The sequence below is a fragment of the Enterobacter cloacae complex sp. P15RS genome, assembly GCF_014895905.1.
GTDB classification, from domain to species: Bacteria; Pseudomonadota; Gammaproteobacteria; order Enterobacterales; family Enterobacteriaceae; genus Enterobacter; species Enterobacter quasihormaechei.
On the sequence record NZ_JADBQL010000007.1, the window covers coordinates 246,618 to 262,595 of the forward strand.

Annotated in this window: 13 protein-coding genes; 5 read left to right on the forward strand and 8 right to left on the reverse strand. The window is 54.9% G+C overall.

Annotated features, from left to right (window positions below):
- The first annotated feature begins 16 nt into the window (after positions 1–16).
- On the forward strand, positions 17–2,179 hold the full coding sequence (gene yccS / locus IM267_RS05480; RefSeq protein ID WP_063866303.1) for a YccS family putative transporter: 2,163 nt from the start codon (positions 17–19) through the stop codon (positions 2,177–2,179).
- Here yccS and IM267_RS05485 read toward each other — a convergent pair.
- The gene (locus tag IM267_RS05485; RefSeq protein WP_063449134.1) at positions 2,136–2,762 is read right to left on the reverse strand and encodes a TfoX/Sxy family DNA transformation protein; all 627 of its coding nucleotides are present in this window, start codon (positions 2,760–2,762) and stop codon (positions 2,136–2,138) included. The two genes, yccS and IM267_RS05485, sit on opposite strands and share 44 nt — an antisense overlap.
- Before the next feature lie 217 nt (positions 2,763–2,979).
- Between IM267_RS05485 and sulA the strand changes: the two genes are divergently transcribed.
- On the forward strand, positions 2,980–3,489 hold the full coding sequence (sulA, locus tag IM267_RS05490; RefSeq protein WP_063449135.1) for an SOS-induced cell division inhibitor SulA: 510 nt from the start codon (positions 2,980–2,982) through the stop codon (positions 3,487–3,489).
- 356 nt (positions 3,490–3,845) lie between these two features.
- A complete protein-coding gene (ompA, locus tag IM267_RS05495) occupies positions 3,846–4,898 on the forward strand; it encodes a porin OmpA (RefSeq protein WP_017694761.1) in 1,053 nt (350 codons plus the stop codon).
- A gap of 65 nt (positions 4,899–4,963) precedes the next feature.
- Here the strand turns inward: ompA and matP are convergent, their stop codons facing one another.
- Positions 4,964–5,416 (reverse strand): macrodomain Ter protein MatP, encoded by a 453-nt coding sequence (gene matP, locus IM267_RS05500; protein WP_006809347.1) that lies wholly within the window; start codon positions 5,414–5,416, stop codon positions 4,964–4,966.
- Positions 5,417–5,601: 185 nt separating this feature from the next.
- On the opposite strand from matP, the gene IM267_RS05505 reads away from it, so the two are divergent.
- Positions 5,602–7,362: a Lon protease family protein gene (locus IM267_RS05505; RefSeq protein ID WP_193032966.1), complete on the forward strand. Its 1,761-nt coding sequence runs from the start codon at positions 5,602–5,604 to the stop codon at positions 7,360–7,362.
- 68 nt (positions 7,363–7,430) lie between these two features.
- A complete protein-coding gene (fabA, locus tag IM267_RS05510; protein ID WP_000227926.1) occupies positions 7,431–7,949 on the forward strand; it encodes a bifunctional 3-hydroxydecanoyl-ACP dehydratase/trans-2-decenoyl-ACP isomerase in 519 nt (172 codons plus the stop codon).
- A gap of 71 nt (positions 7,950–8,020) precedes the next feature.
- Here fabA and rmf read toward each other — a convergent pair whose 3' ends face one another.
- The 6 genes from rmf to rlmKL all read right to left on the reverse strand — a co-directional run bounded on the left by rmf (position 8,021) and on the right by rlmKL (position 15,945).
- On the reverse strand, positions 8,021–8,188 hold the full coding sequence (gene rmf / locus IM267_RS05515) for a ribosome modulation factor (protein ID WP_003858162.1): 168 nt from the start codon (positions 8,186–8,188) through the stop codon (positions 8,021–8,023).
- 254 nt (positions 8,189–8,442) lie between these two features.
- Positions 8,443–9,009: a membrane integrity-associated transporter subunit PqiC gene (gene pqiC / locus IM267_RS05520; protein WP_193032967.1), complete on the reverse strand. Its 567-nt coding sequence runs from the start codon at positions 9,007–9,009 to the stop codon at positions 8,443–8,445.
- Positions 9,006–10,646, reverse strand: coding sequence for an intermembrane transport protein PqiB (gene pqiB / locus IM267_RS05525; protein ID WP_063866301.1), 1,641 nt, complete (start codon positions 10,644–10,646; stop codon positions 9,006–9,008). Before pqiB ends, pqiC begins: the two co-directional genes overlap by 4 nt.
- Positions 10,647–10,650: 4 nt before the next feature.
- Positions 10,651–11,904, reverse strand: a complete 1,254-nt coding sequence (pqiA, locus tag IM267_RS05530) for a membrane integrity-associated transporter subunit PqiA (protein ID WP_063866300.1) — start codon at positions 11,902–11,904, stop codon at positions 10,651–10,653.
- Between the two features lie 12 nt (positions 11,905–11,916).
- Positions 11,917–13,824: an ABC transporter ATP-binding protein gene (locus tag IM267_RS05535; protein WP_193032968.1), complete on the reverse strand. Its 1,908-nt coding sequence runs from the start codon at positions 13,822–13,824 to the stop codon at positions 11,917–11,919.
- A 12-nt stretch (positions 13,825–13,836) separates the two neighbouring features.
- Positions 13,837–15,945, reverse strand: a complete 2,109-nt coding sequence (rlmKL, locus tag IM267_RS05540) for a bifunctional 23S rRNA (guanine(2069)-N(7))-methyltransferase RlmK/23S rRNA (guanine(2445)-N(2))-methyltransferase RlmL (protein WP_063449458.1) — start codon at positions 15,943–15,945, stop codon at positions 13,837–13,839.
- Positions 15,946–15,978 lie beyond the last annotated feature (33 nt).

Genomic DNA, 15,978 nt, shown 5'->3' on the forward strand with positions numbered 1-15,978 from the left:
AGGACTGGCCGCTCTCATGCTAAGCCCCCTGATTCGTCGCTATACGTGGAACAGTAACTGGCTGTATAACGTCAGGATCTTTATCGCTCTCTGCGGCACCGTGGCGCTGCCGTGGTGGCTGAATGACGTTAAGCTCACCATTCCCCTCACGCTTGGGGTGGTGGCCGGCGCGCTGGCCGATCTCGACGACCGCCTGGCCGGACGTTTGCGTAACCTGGTCATCACCCTGGTCTGCTTCTTTATTGCCTCCGCCTCCGTGGAGCTGCTTTTCCCCTGGCCCTGGCTGTTTGCCTTAGGGCTGACGGTGTCGACCAGCGGCTTCATTTTGCTCGGCGGCCTTGGACAACGCTACGCCACTATCGCGTTCGGCGCCCTGCTGATTGCCATTTACACCATGCTGGGGGTTTCCCTTTACGATCAGTGGTATCAGCAGCCACTCCTGCTGCTGTTGGGTGCTATCTGGTATAACCTGCTGACCTTAACCGGGCATCTTATTTTTCCGGTCCGTGCCTTGCAGGACAACCTTGCCCGCAGCTATGAACAGCTGGCCCACTATCTGGAGCTGAAGTCGCGGCTGTTCGATCCGGATATCGAAGAGGATAGCCAGGCGCCGCTGTACGATCTGGCGCTGGCAAATGGCCAACTGGTCGCTACGCTGAACCAGACCAAAGCGTCTCTGCTCACCCGTCTGCGCGGCGATCGCGGTCAGCGCGGTACCCGACGCACCCTCCACTACTACTTTGTCGCTCAGGATATTCACGAGCGCGCCAGCTCCTCGCATGTGCAGTACGCTGATCTGCGCGAGAAATTCCGCTACAGCGACGTGATGTTTCGCTTCCAGCGCCTGCTGTCGATGCAGTCTCAGGCCTGCCAGCAGCTTGCGCGCTCAATACTGCTGCGCACGCCCTATCAGCATGATCCTCGCTTTGAGCGCGCGTTCAGTCACCTGGATGCGGCGCTCGATCGCGTTCAAGCCAGCGGAACCTCGCCGGAACAGTTCAAAGCCCTGGGATTCCTGCTCAACAACCTGCGAGCCATTGATGCCCAGCTGGCCACCATTGAGTCTGAACAGGCGATGGCGATGCCGGCCAACGATGCTGACAACCGGCTTGCGGATGACAGTCTGAACGGCTTCAGCGATATCTGGCTGCGCCTGAGCCGTCATTTTACGCCGGATTCCGCACTCTTTCGCCATGCGGTGAGGATGTCGCTGGTGCTGTGCGTGGGCTATGCGTTTATCCAGATAACAGGGCTGCATCACGGATACTGGATCCTGCTGACCAGCCTGTTCGTCTGCCAGCCGAACTATAACGCTACCCGCCATCGACTCGCGCTGCGTATTGTCGGGACGTTAGTCGGGGTCGCCATCGGGCTGCCGGTGCTCTATTTTGTGCCTTCCGTAGAAGGACAGCTTATCCTTATTGTGATCACCGGCGTGTTGTTCTTCGCCTTCCGCAATGTGCAGTACGCTCACGCCACAATGTTCATCACGTTGCTGGTGCTGCTCTGCTTCAATTTGCTGGGGGAAGGGTTTGAAGTGGCCCTCCCCCGCGTGATCGACACGCTAATCGGCTGCGCCATTGCCTGGGCAGCGGTGAGCTTCATCTGGCCTGACTGGCGTTTTCGAAATTTACCGCGCGTCTCCGACAGAGCAATGAATGCTAACTGCCGCTATCTGGACGCCATTCTTGAGCAGTACCATCAGGGTCGCGATAACCGTCTGGCCTATCGCATTGCCCGCCGCGATGCGCATAATACTGACGCAGAGCTGGCTTCAGTCGTCTCTAATATGTCAACAGAGCCGCGCGCCACGGCAGAAATTCGCGAAACGGCCTTCCGGCTGCTGTGCCTGAACCACACGTTTACGAGCTATATCTCTACCCTGGGCGCCCACCGTGAGAAACTGACCAATCCGGGGATCCTGGCGCTGCTGGACGATGCCGTTTGCTACGTTGATGATGCGCTTCATCATCAACCTGCGGATGAGCCGCGGGTGCACCAGGCACTGGATGAACTGGTGCAGCGTATTGCACACCTGGATCCGGGCACCGACAACAAAGCTCCGCTGGTCCTACAGCAAATTGGCCTGCTTATCGCTTTGCTGCCGGAAATTTGTCGACTGCGACAGCAGATTGCTACCTGGCGGAATGATGCCCCTGCGACTCAGGCAGCGCATTAAACCACTCCGTAAGCTCCCGGCGAATATCCGCCGGGAGTGCCGCTTCGTGAAGCCCTTCGATGGCGCCTTCAAGCGCGAACAAAACCCGGATGCTCAGCGCCTTATTTCTGGAGCGCATTTTCAGCCAGCTCGTCTTCGCACCCAGCTGTCGTAGCGTCTCTTCATTGGTGATACCCGCTTCCATCAGCAGGACCTCAATCTGAAAAGTCAGGTTTGGCAGGTCTTTTAGCCGGTTACGCTGATGGCGCTGGTAGCGCTCTTTCCTGGCAGCATCGAGCGCAAACGAGGAGAGCTGAAGCAACTTTTCCCTGTTTTGCCAAAGCCCCTCATCCACACGATAGTAATTAAGCAGAACAGGACGTCCTCGTTTCATCAGCGTCAGAAAAGAGGAGGCATTTTTTACACAGTATTTTGCACTCTGCTCACAGGCGCGAAGATAAAGCTCACCGTCAGACACCATTGCAAACACCGCTTCATCCACGGCCAGGGTATAACCGCCAAACAGGGCTCGATGGTGAATTTCACCCAGCGGAGAGAGGTATTCCTGCGATTGATAAATCCGCTCATAGGATATCTTTTTCATGATAATTCCATTTAAAATCATACAGTAAACACGATATTTCTTACTAACGGATCCGTTAGCAGGAAAATAGGCAACTTATTGCCGTTGGGCAAGATGATTTTTTCAGGTTCACCGGGAATGGATGAAATTTGCGAGTCGCTTTCCGAAAATGAGGTTGATCTTTATGCACACAGGGGTTACTGTATATCCATACAGTAACTACAGGGCTGGAATGAACATGTACACTTCAGGCTATGCAAATCACTTAACACCTTCTACTTCTGCCGCAGGCAATGTTGCGCAGAATTCTATCGGGCGTGTATCGACAGGGCTTATCAGTGAAGTGGTTTACCGTGAAGACCAGCCGCTGTTAACACAACTGTTACTCTTGCCGCTTTTGCAGCAGCTCGGCCAACAGTCTCGCTGGCAGCTCTGGCTGACGCCACAGCAGAAACTAAGTCGTGAATGGGTTCAGTCGGCGGGTCTGCCGTTGGCGAAGGTAATGCAGATCAACCAACTCTCCCCTTGCGATACGGTTGAGTCGATGGTTCGGGCATTACGTACCGGGAACTATAGCGTCGTGATTGGATGGTTACCTGAAGATCTGTCGCAAGAGGAACATTTGCGTCTGACTGAAGCTGCTGAAGAAGGTAACGCGATGGGGTTCATCATGCGGCCGGTTCGTGAAGATTCCTATCGCAGAGGACAACATCCCGGGCTAAAAATTCACTCAAATGTGTACCATTGAGTCATTTTAAGAGTTTTCCTGGAATTTTTTTCGACCGCAGTATGCAAAAAAAGTTCAATGCGCCAAAACTGCGGCAAGGCTTGTCTGACGCGGTTCTCGTTAATTTTACTGCACAAAAATCGTTCAAAAAATGTTAAATATTAGGTATACGGAACTTTTTTTTTCATATGCCTGACGGACTTCACACTTGTAAGTTTTCAGCTACGTTGTAGACTTTACATCGCCAGGGGTGCTCGGCCTAAGCCGAAGATATCGGTAGGTTTATATTTGACCACGCCCCCCGGTGAAGGATTTAACCGTGATTTCTCCGATGGAGATATTCATGGCAAATTTTGGATGATAACGAGGCGCAAAAAATGAAAAAGACAGCTATCGCGATTGCAGTGGCACTGGCTGGCTTCGCTACCGTAGCGCAGGCCGCTCCGAAAGATAATACCTGGTATGCAGGTGGTAAACTGGGCTGGTCTCAGTTCCATGACACCGGTTGGTACAACAGCAGCCTGAACAACGATGGCCCTACTCACGAGAGCCAGCTGGGTGCAGGTGCGTTCGGTGGCTATCAGGTTAACCCGTATGTTGGCTTTGAAATGGGTTACGACTGGTTAGGTCGTATGCCGTACAAAGGCGACAACGTAAATGGCGCTTTCAAAGCTCAAGGCGTTCAGCTGACCGCTAAACTGGGTTACCCAGTGACTGACGATCTGGACGTGTACACCCGTCTGGGCGGCATGGTATGGCGTGCAGACTCCAGCAACAGCATCGCTGGTGACGACCACGACACTGGCGTTTCCCCAGTATTCGCTGGCGGCGTTGAGTGGGCAATGACCCGCGACATCGCTACCCGTCTGGAATACCAGTGGGTTAACAACATCGGTGACGGTGCTACCGTTGGCGTTCGTCCAGACAACGGCATGCTGAGCGTTGGTGTTTCTTACCGTTTCGGTCAGCAGGAAGATGCGCCAGTCGTAGCTCCAGCGCCGGCTCCAGCTCCAGAAGTACAGACCAAGCACTTCACTCTGAAGTCTGACGTTCTGTTCAACTTCAACAAAGCTACCCTGAAACCAGAAGGTCAGCAGGCACTGGATCAGCTGTACACCCAGCTGAGCAACCTGGATCCTAAAGACGGTTCTGTAGTGGTTCTGGGCTTCACCGACCGTATCGGTTCTGACGCTTACAACCAGGGTCTGTCTGAGAAACGTGCTCAGTCTGTAGTTGATTACCTGGTATCTAAAGGTATCCCAGCTAACAAGATCTCCCCACGTGGTATGGGCGAATCTAACCCAGTTACCGGTTCTACCTGTGACAACGTGAAACCACGCGCTGCACTGATCGACTGCCTGGCACCAGATCGTCGCGTAGAGATCGAAGTTAAAGGTATCAAAGACGTTGTAACTCAGCCTGCGGCATAAGTTATCGTCTTATAAAAAAACCCCGCCATGCGGGGTTTTTTATTATCTGAACAAAAGCAAAAACGTTATTTTTTACCCAGTAGTGCCTGCAAATCGTTCTTCAGCGTCGACATCTGGCTGGCATACTTCTCTTTATGCTCGGCATCTTCAATCAGCTGCACCACCGTTTCCGACAAAGTTTTCCCGCGCCGTTGCGCAAGCCCGGCCAGACGCTGCCAGACCATAAACTCCAGGTCGATAGATTTCTTACGGGTGTGCTGATGCTCGGCATTGAAATGCCGTTTACGACGAGCGCGGATAGTTTGCTTCATCCGGTTCAACAAGGCCGGATTAATATGTTTCTCGATCCAGCCGTTGACCTGTACCGGTTCGTTTTCGAGGGTCAGCAACATATCCACAGCTTCTTGTGCCGCGCTGGCTTCGATGTAGCAGGTGATCAGCTCCCCTTCACGGTGCTTTTTGACCAGGTACTTCCATTTCCAGCCGCTTTCGAGGTTTTCCAGTTGTTGATATTTCATTGCGATCTCAGTGTTACCGTGTAACTCAGTTCAGAATATCAGTTTTTTGGCAATCTGCTGAAAAGAAATCATATCCTGTGAAACGCTGCGGCAAACCGCATGATGAAAACCCCAATCCTGATTGGGCAGAGTGCGCCGCTTACGGTATACTCCACGGTTTTACTTCTGACTAAAAAACATCAACTTTGACCATTACGAAACTTGCATGGCGTGACCTTGTTCCGGATACCGAAAGCTATCAGGAACTGTTTACACAGCCAGACCTCACAAAAGAACACGAATACATACTTAGCGAGACACAACCGCGTTTGCATTATGCGCTGGAGCAGATGTCATCCCCATGGGCCACATCTCCCTTCATGCTGCTCAAAGCCCCGGAAGAAGCCGAGTATTTGACGCTTCTCGGTGATGCCATGCGCCAGTTGCAGCCAAAAACGAACGCCGTTTTTGGTGGTCAGTATCATATTGCCGGGCGTGACGTGACGTTCGAACCCGCCGCACAGGCCGACGGGCTGTTCGCTGCCAAAGGCGAAGTGATTACTGCCAGCTGGGCGGAAGCCGAACAGCTGTTCGGCTGCCTTCGTCAATTCAATGGCGAGGTGTCACTGCAACCCGGGCTGGTACACCGCGCGAACGGCGGCGTGCTGCTCATTTCCCTGCGTACGCTGCTTGCGCAGCCGCTGCTGTGGATGCGCCTGAAAACGGTAGTGACGCAGCAACGTTTTGACTGGGTAGGCTACGACGATTCACGTCCTCTGCCGGTCTCCATCCCGTCTATGCCGCTGTCGCTGACCGTCGTGCTGACGGGCGATCGCGAATCGCTGGCGGACTTCCAGGAAATGGAGCCAGAACTTGCGGAGCAGGCTGTCTACAGCGAATTTGAAGACAATATTCAGATTGCTGATGCCGATGACATGGCGCAGTGGTGCCAGTGGGTGATGGCCGTGGCGGAACGTTTTGCGCTGCCCTCGCCTGCCAGCGATGCGTGGCCTGGCTTAATCCGCGAGGCCGTACGCTACACTGGCGATCAGGAAACCCTGCCGCTCTGCCCGCTCTGGATCGGTAAACAGCTGCGTGAAGTTGGCGTAATCAGCGGCAACGGTACGTTTACCGGTGAGCAGCTTAGCCAGATGCTTGCCCAGCGCGAATGGCGCGAAGGCTATCTTGCTGACCGTATGCAGGATGAAATTCTGCTGGAACAGATTCTGGTGGAGACCGAGGGCGAACGTATCGGGCAAATTAACGCCTTATCCGTCATCGAGTTCCCAGGACACCCGCGCGCCTTCGGCGAGCCTTCCCGCATCAGCTGTGTGGTGCACATTGGTGACGGCGAATTTACCGATATTGAACGCAAGGCGGAACTGGGCGGAAATATTCATGCTAAAGGCATGATGATCATGCAGGCATTCCTGATGTCTGAACTCCAGCTCGAGCAGCAGCTCCCCTTCTCTGCCTCGTTGACCTTTGAGCAGTCCTACAGCGAAGTCGACGGCGACAGCGCCTCCATGGCGGAGCTGTGCGCCGTGATCAGCGCGCTTGCAGACGTGCCGATTAACCAGAACATTGCGATTACCGGATCCGTGGATCAGTTTGGTCGTGCCCAACCGGTGGGCGGACTGAATGAGAAAATCGAAGGGTTCTTTGCTATCTGCCAGCAGCGCGGTTTAAACGGCAAACAGGGCGTGATTATTCCGGCACCTAACGCTCGCCATTTGAGCCTGAGCCAGGCGATTCTGGATGCGGTAGAGCAGGAACAATTCACCGTCTGGGCCATCGAAGGCGTTGAGGATGCACTACCCTTACTGACGAACCTGGTCTGGGACGGCGAAGGCCAGACAACCCTGATGCAGACCATTCAGGAACGTATAGCTCAGGCGACACAGCAGGATGCTCGTCATCGTTATCCATGGCCGTTGCGCTGGTTAAGTTGGTTTAGTTCAAACTGATCGGACTTGTTCAGCGTACACGTGTTAGCTATCCTGCGTGCTTCACTAAAATAAGGCTTACTGAGAACATGGTAGATAAACGCGAATCCTATACGAAAGAAGACCTTCTTGCCTCTGGTCGCGGTGAACTGTTTGGCGCGAAAGGCCCGCAGTTACCAGCCCCAAATATGCTGATGATGGACCGTGTCGTGAAAATGACCGAAACCGGCGGCAACTTTGATAAGGGTTACGTAGAAGCAGAACTCGATATCAACCCGGACCTGTGGTTCTTCGGTTGCCACTTTATTGGCGATCCGGTAATGCCTGGCTGCCTCGGCCTCGATGCTATGTGGCAGCTGGTAGGCTTTTATCTGGGCTGGCTTGGCGGTGAAGGCAAAGGCCGCGCGCTGGGCGTAGGCGAAGTGAAATTTACCGGTCAGGTTCTGCCTACCGCGAAGAAAGTCACCTACCGCATCCACTTCAAACGTATCGTTAACCGCCGTCTGATCATGGGCCTGGCGGATGGCGAAGTGCTGGTAGATGGTCGTCTGATCTATACCGCAAACGACCTGAAAGTGGGTCTGTTCCAGGATACCTCTGCTTTCTGATAACGGCTTTTAGCGCCTCCCAGAAAGGCGAAACCTCCGCATTGCGGAGGTTTCTTTTTAAAGAGACGGTATCAGGCAAGTACTGCCCTGTCTCCGATGGCTTCTCGCCAGCCCCCTAGCCATTGGGACCTTTGATTCAGGGCCTGATAGGGACACATTTCTTTAGAACGTCCGGCGATGCCAGCCTGATAACCACGTTGATGAGCCCTTTCCAGGCGATCTCGTTTCTGTCTCTTCATGCCTCGTTTCCCTCATTCTTTTGTCTGGTGGAAAGAAAACAGTGGTTGCAATATGTGCAAGCACAGTTAACGAATACCCCGAATCAGCTTCAGCGTCAACGTTCAAAATTCATACGGGTGTCATATTTGTGAGCTACATGGAAGATCGTTTGTACAAAAAATGTGATGCGGCACAAGTAACAGCCTGAACGCAAAACGAAAAAAAAGCCGCCATCAGCGCGTCGCTGAGTGCGGCTTTTGTCGATGAATTTTACTTATGGCAGACGGGAAATCTCTCTGGCAATGGCCGCCGACTCCTGTGCCCATCCCTGTGCCAGCACTTTCACCATTTCGTCATAGCCATCTTTCTGCTGCTTAAGCTCCAGATGGAAAGGACGCTTAATCAGCTGGCCCTGGTGATTCAACAGCCACTCTCCGCTGATAACCACGGCGCCGTCATAGCGGCCGTGGAACCCCGTCACGTTAACATTCAGCGTGTCCTGATCGCTTCCCAGAGGCTGTGAGGCGACTACCCAACCAGGAAGCTGGCTGCTCAGGTTCGCCACCAGCGTATTGCGAAGCTGCTGATCCAGCGGGCTGGCCCACAGGTTATTGTTGGCGATAACGTACTGCACATCGCTGGTCTGGTAGACCACCCCGTTGCCCGCCAGATAATCCGGCACGGCAACCTGTTCAACCCACAGCAGACGACTGCCCTGCGAGGTGCTGCTCTGCGCACCCGGCTGCGCGCTTAGCGGCAGCTGGTAGTAGCTTTTGTTGTCGCTTCCGGAGCTACAGGCCGTTAATACCAGTGCGCCCACGACGATTAGCCATTTTTTCATTGTTTCGCCCTCTTAGGCTCAGGATCCTTTTTATCTTTCGCTTCAAACACCAGCGCGTTGCTCTTTTCATTGAGCGTTTTCAGAACGGGCTGTAGCTCGCGTAAAACCTGATCAAGACGTTGCATATCCGCCACCATCTTGTTGTAGGCCGCCGAGCCCGGCTGGAAGCCCTGCATGCTGCGGTTCAGCTCGCGCAAGGTTTTCTGCATATCCTGCGGCAGCTGCTGCATGGACTGGTTAGCAGTAATCTTGTTGATATTATCCAGCGTGGTTTGCAGACGTTGCATCGTCGCCTGGCTCTGATGCAGTGAACCCGTCGCGGCTTCAAGCATAGGATTCAACGGCAGATTATTAATCTTATCCAGCGTTTCCATCAGACGCTGTTGGATCTGCGCCAGACCACTGCTGACCGTAGGAATGATTTTGTAGCCGCCAAATTCACGGATACCCGTCATAGCAGGCGCTTTAGGATAGAAGTCCATATCCACATACAGCGCCCCTGTCACCAGGTTGCCGGTTTTCAGCGAGCCGCGCAGCCCGCGGTTCAGCAGGTCGCTGATATGCTCCCCGATATCCTGATCCTCACCTATCTGGTTAATCAAACGCTCAGGTTCAATGCGGATCAGCACCGGAATACGATAATCATCATCAAGCATCTGCTTAAGACCCGGAACAAAGTAAGGCACTTGTCCGACAGTCCCCAGACGGATACCGCGGAACTCGACTGGCGCCCCTGGCTGCAAGCCGCGTACGGAGTCCTTAAAGAACATCAGGTAGTCAATGTGATCGGTATAGAGCGCATCCTGGATACTTTTTTGATCGTCAAACAGCCTGAAGGCGGTTTTCTCCGCCACCGGTTGTCCGAGATCCATGCCTTCCGGCACGTCGAAACTGACGCCCCCGCCAAACAGCGTGGTGAGCGAGCCCATTTCAACGCGCATCCCCGCAGAGGTCAGATCCACCGCGATCCCGCTGTCTTTCCAGAAGCGAACGTTGCTGGTCACCAGGCGGTCATTAGGCGCATTGATAAAAAGCTGATAGCTGATGGTCCGTTTTTGTGGATCGAAGGTGCTTGTTTCAACCGAACCGACGCGATACCCACGGAACAGCACCGGATCGCCCGGCGAGAGCTGACCCGCTTTTTTGCTGTCCAGAATAACGCGGATCCCTTTTGCATCCGGCGGCGCAAGCGGCGGTGAATCCAGCAGCTGATAGTCTGCTGGCTGGGTACCTTTGCTGCCGGGCTGGAGTTCAATGTAAGCCCCTGAAAGCAACGTCCCTAAACCGCTGATGCCTTCTCTTCCGACCTGAGGTTTCACCACCCAAAAAACGGAATCTTCATGAAGCAGTTTTTCCATGCCGGCATTCAGGCGGGCCTTGATTTCAACATGGGTTAAATCATCCGTCAGGGTCGCGCTTTCGACGACGCCCACATCCACGCTGCGGCTCTTGATGGTGGTTTTCCCGCCCTCAATCCCCTCTGCATTGGTGGTGATGAGCGTCACTTCCGGTCCCTGATGGCTGTAATGATAAAACAGGATCCATGCACCGATCAGCGCGGTCACGATGGGGAAAATCCACACCGGCGACCAATTTCTGACCTTCTGCACTTTAGCCTCTCCACTCTTATTTTCCATGCTCTTACTCTTCCTCATGGCTTGAATCGGGCTCACGATCCCACGATAAACGAGGGTCGAAGGTCATGGCCGCAAACATGGTCATAATGACGACCAACGCAAACATCAGCGCTCCCATAGCGGGATAAATACTCATCAGCCCTCCCATACGCACCAGCGCAGAGAGAACCGCAATCACGAACACGTCAATCATCGACCAGCGACCAACAAATTCCACGACCTCATAAATCAGATGCATACGCTCACTGTCACGCTTACCGTGCCCTTTCGCATCCCAGCAAAGCCAGGCAATAGCAATCATCTTCAAGGTCGGGACCATAATACTGGCGAGAAATATGACCCCTGCAACAGGGTATGATCCCTCGCTCCACAGCAAAATGACCCCGGCAAGGATGGTCGAGGGCATTCTGTCGCCAAGCAGATCGGTGATCATGATTGGCAATATATTGGCGGGCAGATAGAGCATGATGGAGGTCACCAGCAGCGCCATGGTCCATTGCAGGCTATTTTTACGCCGGACGTGACCTTTTGTTTCACAGCGCGGGCACACCTCGACCTCCGCTGGCAGCACGGCGGTGCAGCAGGAGCAGGAGCGAAGCCCCTGACGAATACCCGGTACGCCCACCTTTACCGTCCGCGAGAGCGTCGGGGCCGGGGCGATATCGTCCCAGGCCCAGCGTCGGTCCACGCACTGGAACGCGCGCAGTTGCAGCACGCAATACAGACACCACGGAATAAAGCTGCTGCCAATCCCCACGTCGCCGTAGGCCATCAGTTTCACGAAGCTGACGAGGATACCTGCCAGAAAAATTTCTGCCATCCCCCAGCTTTTCAGCTGGAACAGGATCCGCGCGAGTTTAATTTTAAGGGCGGTAGGCATCCTGACGCGGTTGACCAGCAAAAGAATGACGACCAGGCAAAAAGCCGGGACTATCTGAACGAACAGAAGAAAGAAGGTGCCAAGGCTGGCGTAATCTTCCGAGAACATCACGCCTGGAATTTCCAGTAAATCCACCTGGCTTGTCATCCCGCCCACTTTCATAGAGATGAAAGGGAAGAGATTGGAGAGCAGTAACATGAACAGGGCTGCCAGCGCGTAAGCCGTAGGACGCTGCCTTGGCGCGTCCCATTCGGTCGTCAGCGTAGCTCCGCAGCGCGGGCAGGCAGCCTTATGTCCGTGACCAAGCTCTGGCAACGCCACGAGCATATCGCATTGCGAGCATAATATATGCCGATCGGCACGGTGCTGGTCACACATAGATTATCCCTGTTATGCGCCGTTTTTCAGAGACTCAAGGTACTCCCAGCGCTCAAAAGCTTCTTCCAGCGCCTGCTCGGCCTGGGAGAGTTCAGCCAATACTTTCTGAGTATAGTCGTGAGGCTGCGTAAAGAATGACGCATCCGCGACCTGAATTTGCAGTGCTTCCAGCGCCGCTTCCAGTTCTTCCAGACGCTGCGGCAGCCCTTCCAGCTCGCGCTGCAAGTTATAGCTCATTTTAGCTGGAGATTTTTTGGCACTTTCTGCTTTTGCAACAGCAGGTTCGGCGACATTTTTAGTCTTCGCCTGTTTTTGCACCAGCGACTGCGCTTGCTGACCACGCGCGTCATGATAGCCGCCCACATATTGTCCGATGCGTCCTTCACCTTCGAAGATCCAGCACTCGGTGACGGTGTTATCGACAAACTGACGATCGTGGCTGACCAGCATTACGGTTCCCTGATAACCATCAATCAACTCTTCCAGCAGTTCCAGCGTTTCGACATCCAGATCGTTCGTCGGTTCATCGAGAATCAGTAAGTTACTGGGTTTCAGGAACAGGCGCGCCAGCAAAAGACGGTTACGCTCACCGCCGGACAGCGCGCGCACAGGCGTCAGGGCGCGTTTCGGATGGAACAGGAAGTCCTGAAGGTAGCCCAGCACGTGACGCGGCTTGCCGTTAACCATCACCTCCTGTTTCCCTTCTGCGAGGTTATCCATCACCGTACGGTCCGGATCCAGCTCTGCGCGGTGCTGGTCGAAGTACGCCACTTCCAGTTTGGTACCGCAGTGAATGCGACCGCTGTCGGCCTGCAACTGGCCCAGCATCAGCTTCAACAGCGTGGTTTTGCCGCAGCCGTTTGGACCGATAAGCGCAATTTTGTCGCCGCGCTGAACCTGAGCGGAGAAATCGTTCACCAGCACTTTGCCGTCAACCGAATAGTTGACGTTCTCCATTTCGAAGACAATCTTGCCCGAGCGGGACGCCTCTTCCACCTGCATTTTGGCGCTGCCCATGACTTCGCGGCGTTCGCTACGTTCGCGGCGCATCGCCTTCAGGGCACGAACGCGGCCTTCGTTACGCGTACGACGCGCCTTGATGCCCTGACGGATCCAGACCTCTTCCTGCGCCAGCTTGCGGTCGAATTCGGCGTTTTGCAGCTCTTCAACGCGCAGGTTCTCTTCTTTTTCCAGCAGATAGGTATCGTAATCGCCCGGATAGGTCACCAGCTTGCCGCGGTCGAGGTCGACAATGCGCGTGGCCATGTTGCGGATGAACGAACGGTCGTGGGAGATGAAGATAATGGTGCCGTTAAAGGTTTTCAGGAACCCTTCCAGCCAGTCAATCGCTTCGATATCCAGGTGGTTCGTCGGCTCGTCCAGCAGCAGCACCTTAGGCCCGCTCACCAGGGCACGTCCCAGCGCGGCTTTACGCAGCCAGCCGCCGGAGAGCGCCGACAGCTCCATATCCGCTTCCAGGCCAAGCTGAGCCAGCACTTCGTTAATGCGGTTTTCCAGCTGCCACAGGCCGTGGTGATCGAGCATCTCCTGCACTTTTGCCAGCTCGTTGAGATTCTTGTCGCTTGGATCGGTCATCACCAGATGCGAAATCTCGTGGTAGCGCTTGAGGTATTCCGCCTGCTCTGAAATCCCTTCGGCCACGAAATCGTACACGCTGCCGGTAACGTTACGCGGCGGATCCTGTTGCAGGCGAGAGACGATCAGATCCTGCTCGTAAACAATACGGCCATCATCCAGCCCCTGCTCACGGTTGAGGATTTTCATCAGCGTCGATTTACCCGCGCCGTTACGGCCCACCAGACAGACGCGCTCGTTATCTTCGATATGCAGCTCTGCATTATCGAGAAGCGGTGCGTCGCTGAACGAGAGCCACGCGCCATGCATACTAATTAAAGACATTTATTTTTCCTTTCAGACCGCGGAGATCAGCCAGCAGTTATGAATTTGACGGTTACGGGCAAAGTCCTGAGACAGCGTTTTTTGGCTGATTTCTTGTGCTTTCAGTCCCAGTTCGGCCAGGCCGTCGTGATCCATGCGGAATCCGCGCTTGTTGTTCGAGAACATAATGGTGCCGCCTTTACGCAGCAGACGTTTCAGGTCGGTCATCAGGCGCAGGTGATCGCGTTGAACATCAAAGCTATCCTCCATACGCTTGGAGTTAGAGAAGGTTGGCGGATCGATGAAGATCAGATCGAACTGCTCATCGGTGTCACGCAGCCAGCCCAGCACGTCGGCCTGTAGCAGACGATGCTGCCGACCGGTTAAGCCGTTAAGTCGCAGGTTGCGCTCTGCCCACTCCAGATAGGTACGGGACATATCTACCGTGGTGGTGCTACGCGCCCCGCCAAGCCCCGCATGAACGCTGGCGCTGCCGGTGTAGGAGAACAGGTTCAGGAAGTCTTTGCCCTTGCTCATCTGGCCCAGCATACGGCGGGCAATACGGTGGTCAAGGAACAGGCCGGTATCGAGGTAGTCGGTCAGGTTTACCCACAGGCGAGCGTTATATTCGCCCACTTCGATGAAGTCGCCCTTCTCGCCCATCTTCTGATACTGGTTTTTGCCTTTCTGACGCTCGCGGGTTTTCAGCACCAGCTTGTTTGGCGAAATGCCGAGCACGGCGATGGTGGCCGCAATCACGTCCAGCATACGCTGACGCGCTTTTTGCGCATCGATGGTTTTCGGCGGAGCGTATTCCTGAACCACCACCCAGTCCGCATAGCGGTCAACTGCCACATTGTATTCCGGCAGATCAGCGTCGTACAGGCGATAACATTCAATGCCTTCCTGCTTCGCCCACTTCTCAAATTTCTTCAGATTCTTGCGCAGGCGGTTGGCGTAGTCTTCCGCCACGCCGGACGGTTTGCTGTCCGCCGCAATCTCTGCCAGATGGTAGTTTTTCTGCACGCAGTCCAGCGGGCCGTTTTTCGCCTTGAACTGGCGATCTGCACGCAGTTGCAGGCAGCTCAGCAGTTCCGGCGAGGCGCTAAACAGAGAAAGATTCCAGCCGCCGAAATGCGCCTTCATGTTGCGCCCCAGCAGGCTGTGCAGGGCAATCAGCGCCGGCTCGCTGCCCAGACGCTCACCGTACGGCGGGTTGCTGATAACGGTACCGTACGGGCCTTTTGGCAGCGGATTGGTCAGGTTCGCCACATCCTTAACGTCAAAGGTCACCAGCTCACCGATACCCGCACGACGGGCGTTGCTGCGCGCGCGCTCAATTACCCGCGCGTCGCTGTCCGAACCGTAAAAGCGAGACGTGTACTCCGCCAGCCCCTTACGCGCGCGGGTCTGCGCGTCGTCTTTAACCTCTTTCCAGATGGCTTCATCGTGCTGCGCCCAGCCTTTGAAGCCCCACTGTCCACGATGCAGCCCTGGCGCACGATCGGTGGCCAGCATCGCGGCCTCAATCAGCAGCGTACCGGAACCGCACATCGGATCGAGCAGCGGCGTACCTGGCTGCCAGCCGGAGCGCATCACGATCGCGGCGGCCAGGGTCTCTTTGATTGGCGCCATGCCGGTGCGATCGCGGTAGCCTCGCAGATGCAGGCCCGCCCCGCTCAGATCCAGGGAGATGCTCGCCGTGTCGCCGTTAAGCCAGACGTTGATGCGCAGATCCGGGTTTTCACGGTCAACGTTCGGACGTTCTTTATTACGACGCGTGAAGCAGTCCACAATGGCGTCTTTGACGCGCAGGGCACCGTACTGGCTGTTGCGGATCTCGTCGTTGACGCCGTTGAAATGCACCGCAAAGGTGGCATCCGGCGTGAAGATCTCTGTCCAGTCGATCATCTGTACGCCGGTGTAGAGATCAAGATCGCTGTAGACCTTGCACTCTTTCATCGGCAGCATGATGCGCGACGCCAGACGGCTCCACATCAGGCTCTGGTAAATAAGCCGCGTGTCGCCCTCAAAATGGACACCACCCTGAACCACCTGGCACTCTTTCGCGCCCAGGCCTTCCAGTTCAGTTTTTAACAGCTCTTCCAGCCCACGGGCCGTACTGGCAAACAGAGAATTCATATCGTCACTTTTACTCATAGAAAATTGTCGCGC

Bases quoted from the DNA above. Each gene is read 5' to 3' on its own strand.
- yccS (WP_063866303.1), top strand. From the start codon at position 17: ATGCTAAGCCCCCTGATTCGTCGCTATACGTGGAACAGTAACTGGCTG.
- IM267_RS05485 (WP_063449134.1), bottom strand. From the start codon at position 2,762: ATGAAAAAGATATCCTATGAGCGGATTTATCAATCGCAGGAATACCTC.
- sulA (WP_063449135.1), top strand. From the start codon at position 2,980: ATGTACACTTCAGGCTATGCAAATCACTTAACACCTTCTACTTCTGCC.
- ompA (WP_017694761.1), top strand. From the start codon at position 3,846: ATGAAAAAGACAGCTATCGCGATTGCAGTGGCACTGGCTGGCTTCGCT.
- matP (WP_006809347.1), bottom strand. From the start codon at position 5,416: ATGAAATATCAACAACTGGAAAACCTCGAAAGCGGCTGGAAATGGAAG.
- fabA (WP_000227926.1), top strand. From the start codon at position 7,431: ATGGTAGATAAACGCGAATCCTATACGAAAGAAGACCTTCTTGCCTCT.
- rmf (WP_003858162.1), bottom strand. From the start codon at position 8,188: ATGAAGAGACAGAAACGAGATCGCCTGGAAAGGGCTCATCAACGTGGT.
- pqiC (WP_193032967.1), bottom strand. From the start codon at position 9,009: ATGAAAAAATGGCTAATCGTCGTGGGCGCACTGGTATTAACGGCCTGT.
- pqiB (WP_063866301.1), bottom strand. From the start codon at position 10,646: ATGGAAAATAAGAGTGGAGAGGCTAAAGTGCAGAAGGTCAGAAATTGG.
- pqiA (WP_063866300.1), bottom strand. From the start codon at position 11,904: ATGTGTGACCAGCACCGTGCCGATCGGCATATATTATGCTCGCAATGC.
- IM267_RS05535 (WP_193032968.1), bottom strand. From the start codon at position 13,824: ATGTCTTTAATTAGTATGCATGGCGCGTGGCTCTCGTTCAGCGACGCA.
- rlmKL (WP_063449458.1), bottom strand. From the start codon at position 15,945: ATGAATTCTCTGTTTGCCAGTACGGCCCGTGGGCTGGAAGAGCTGTTA.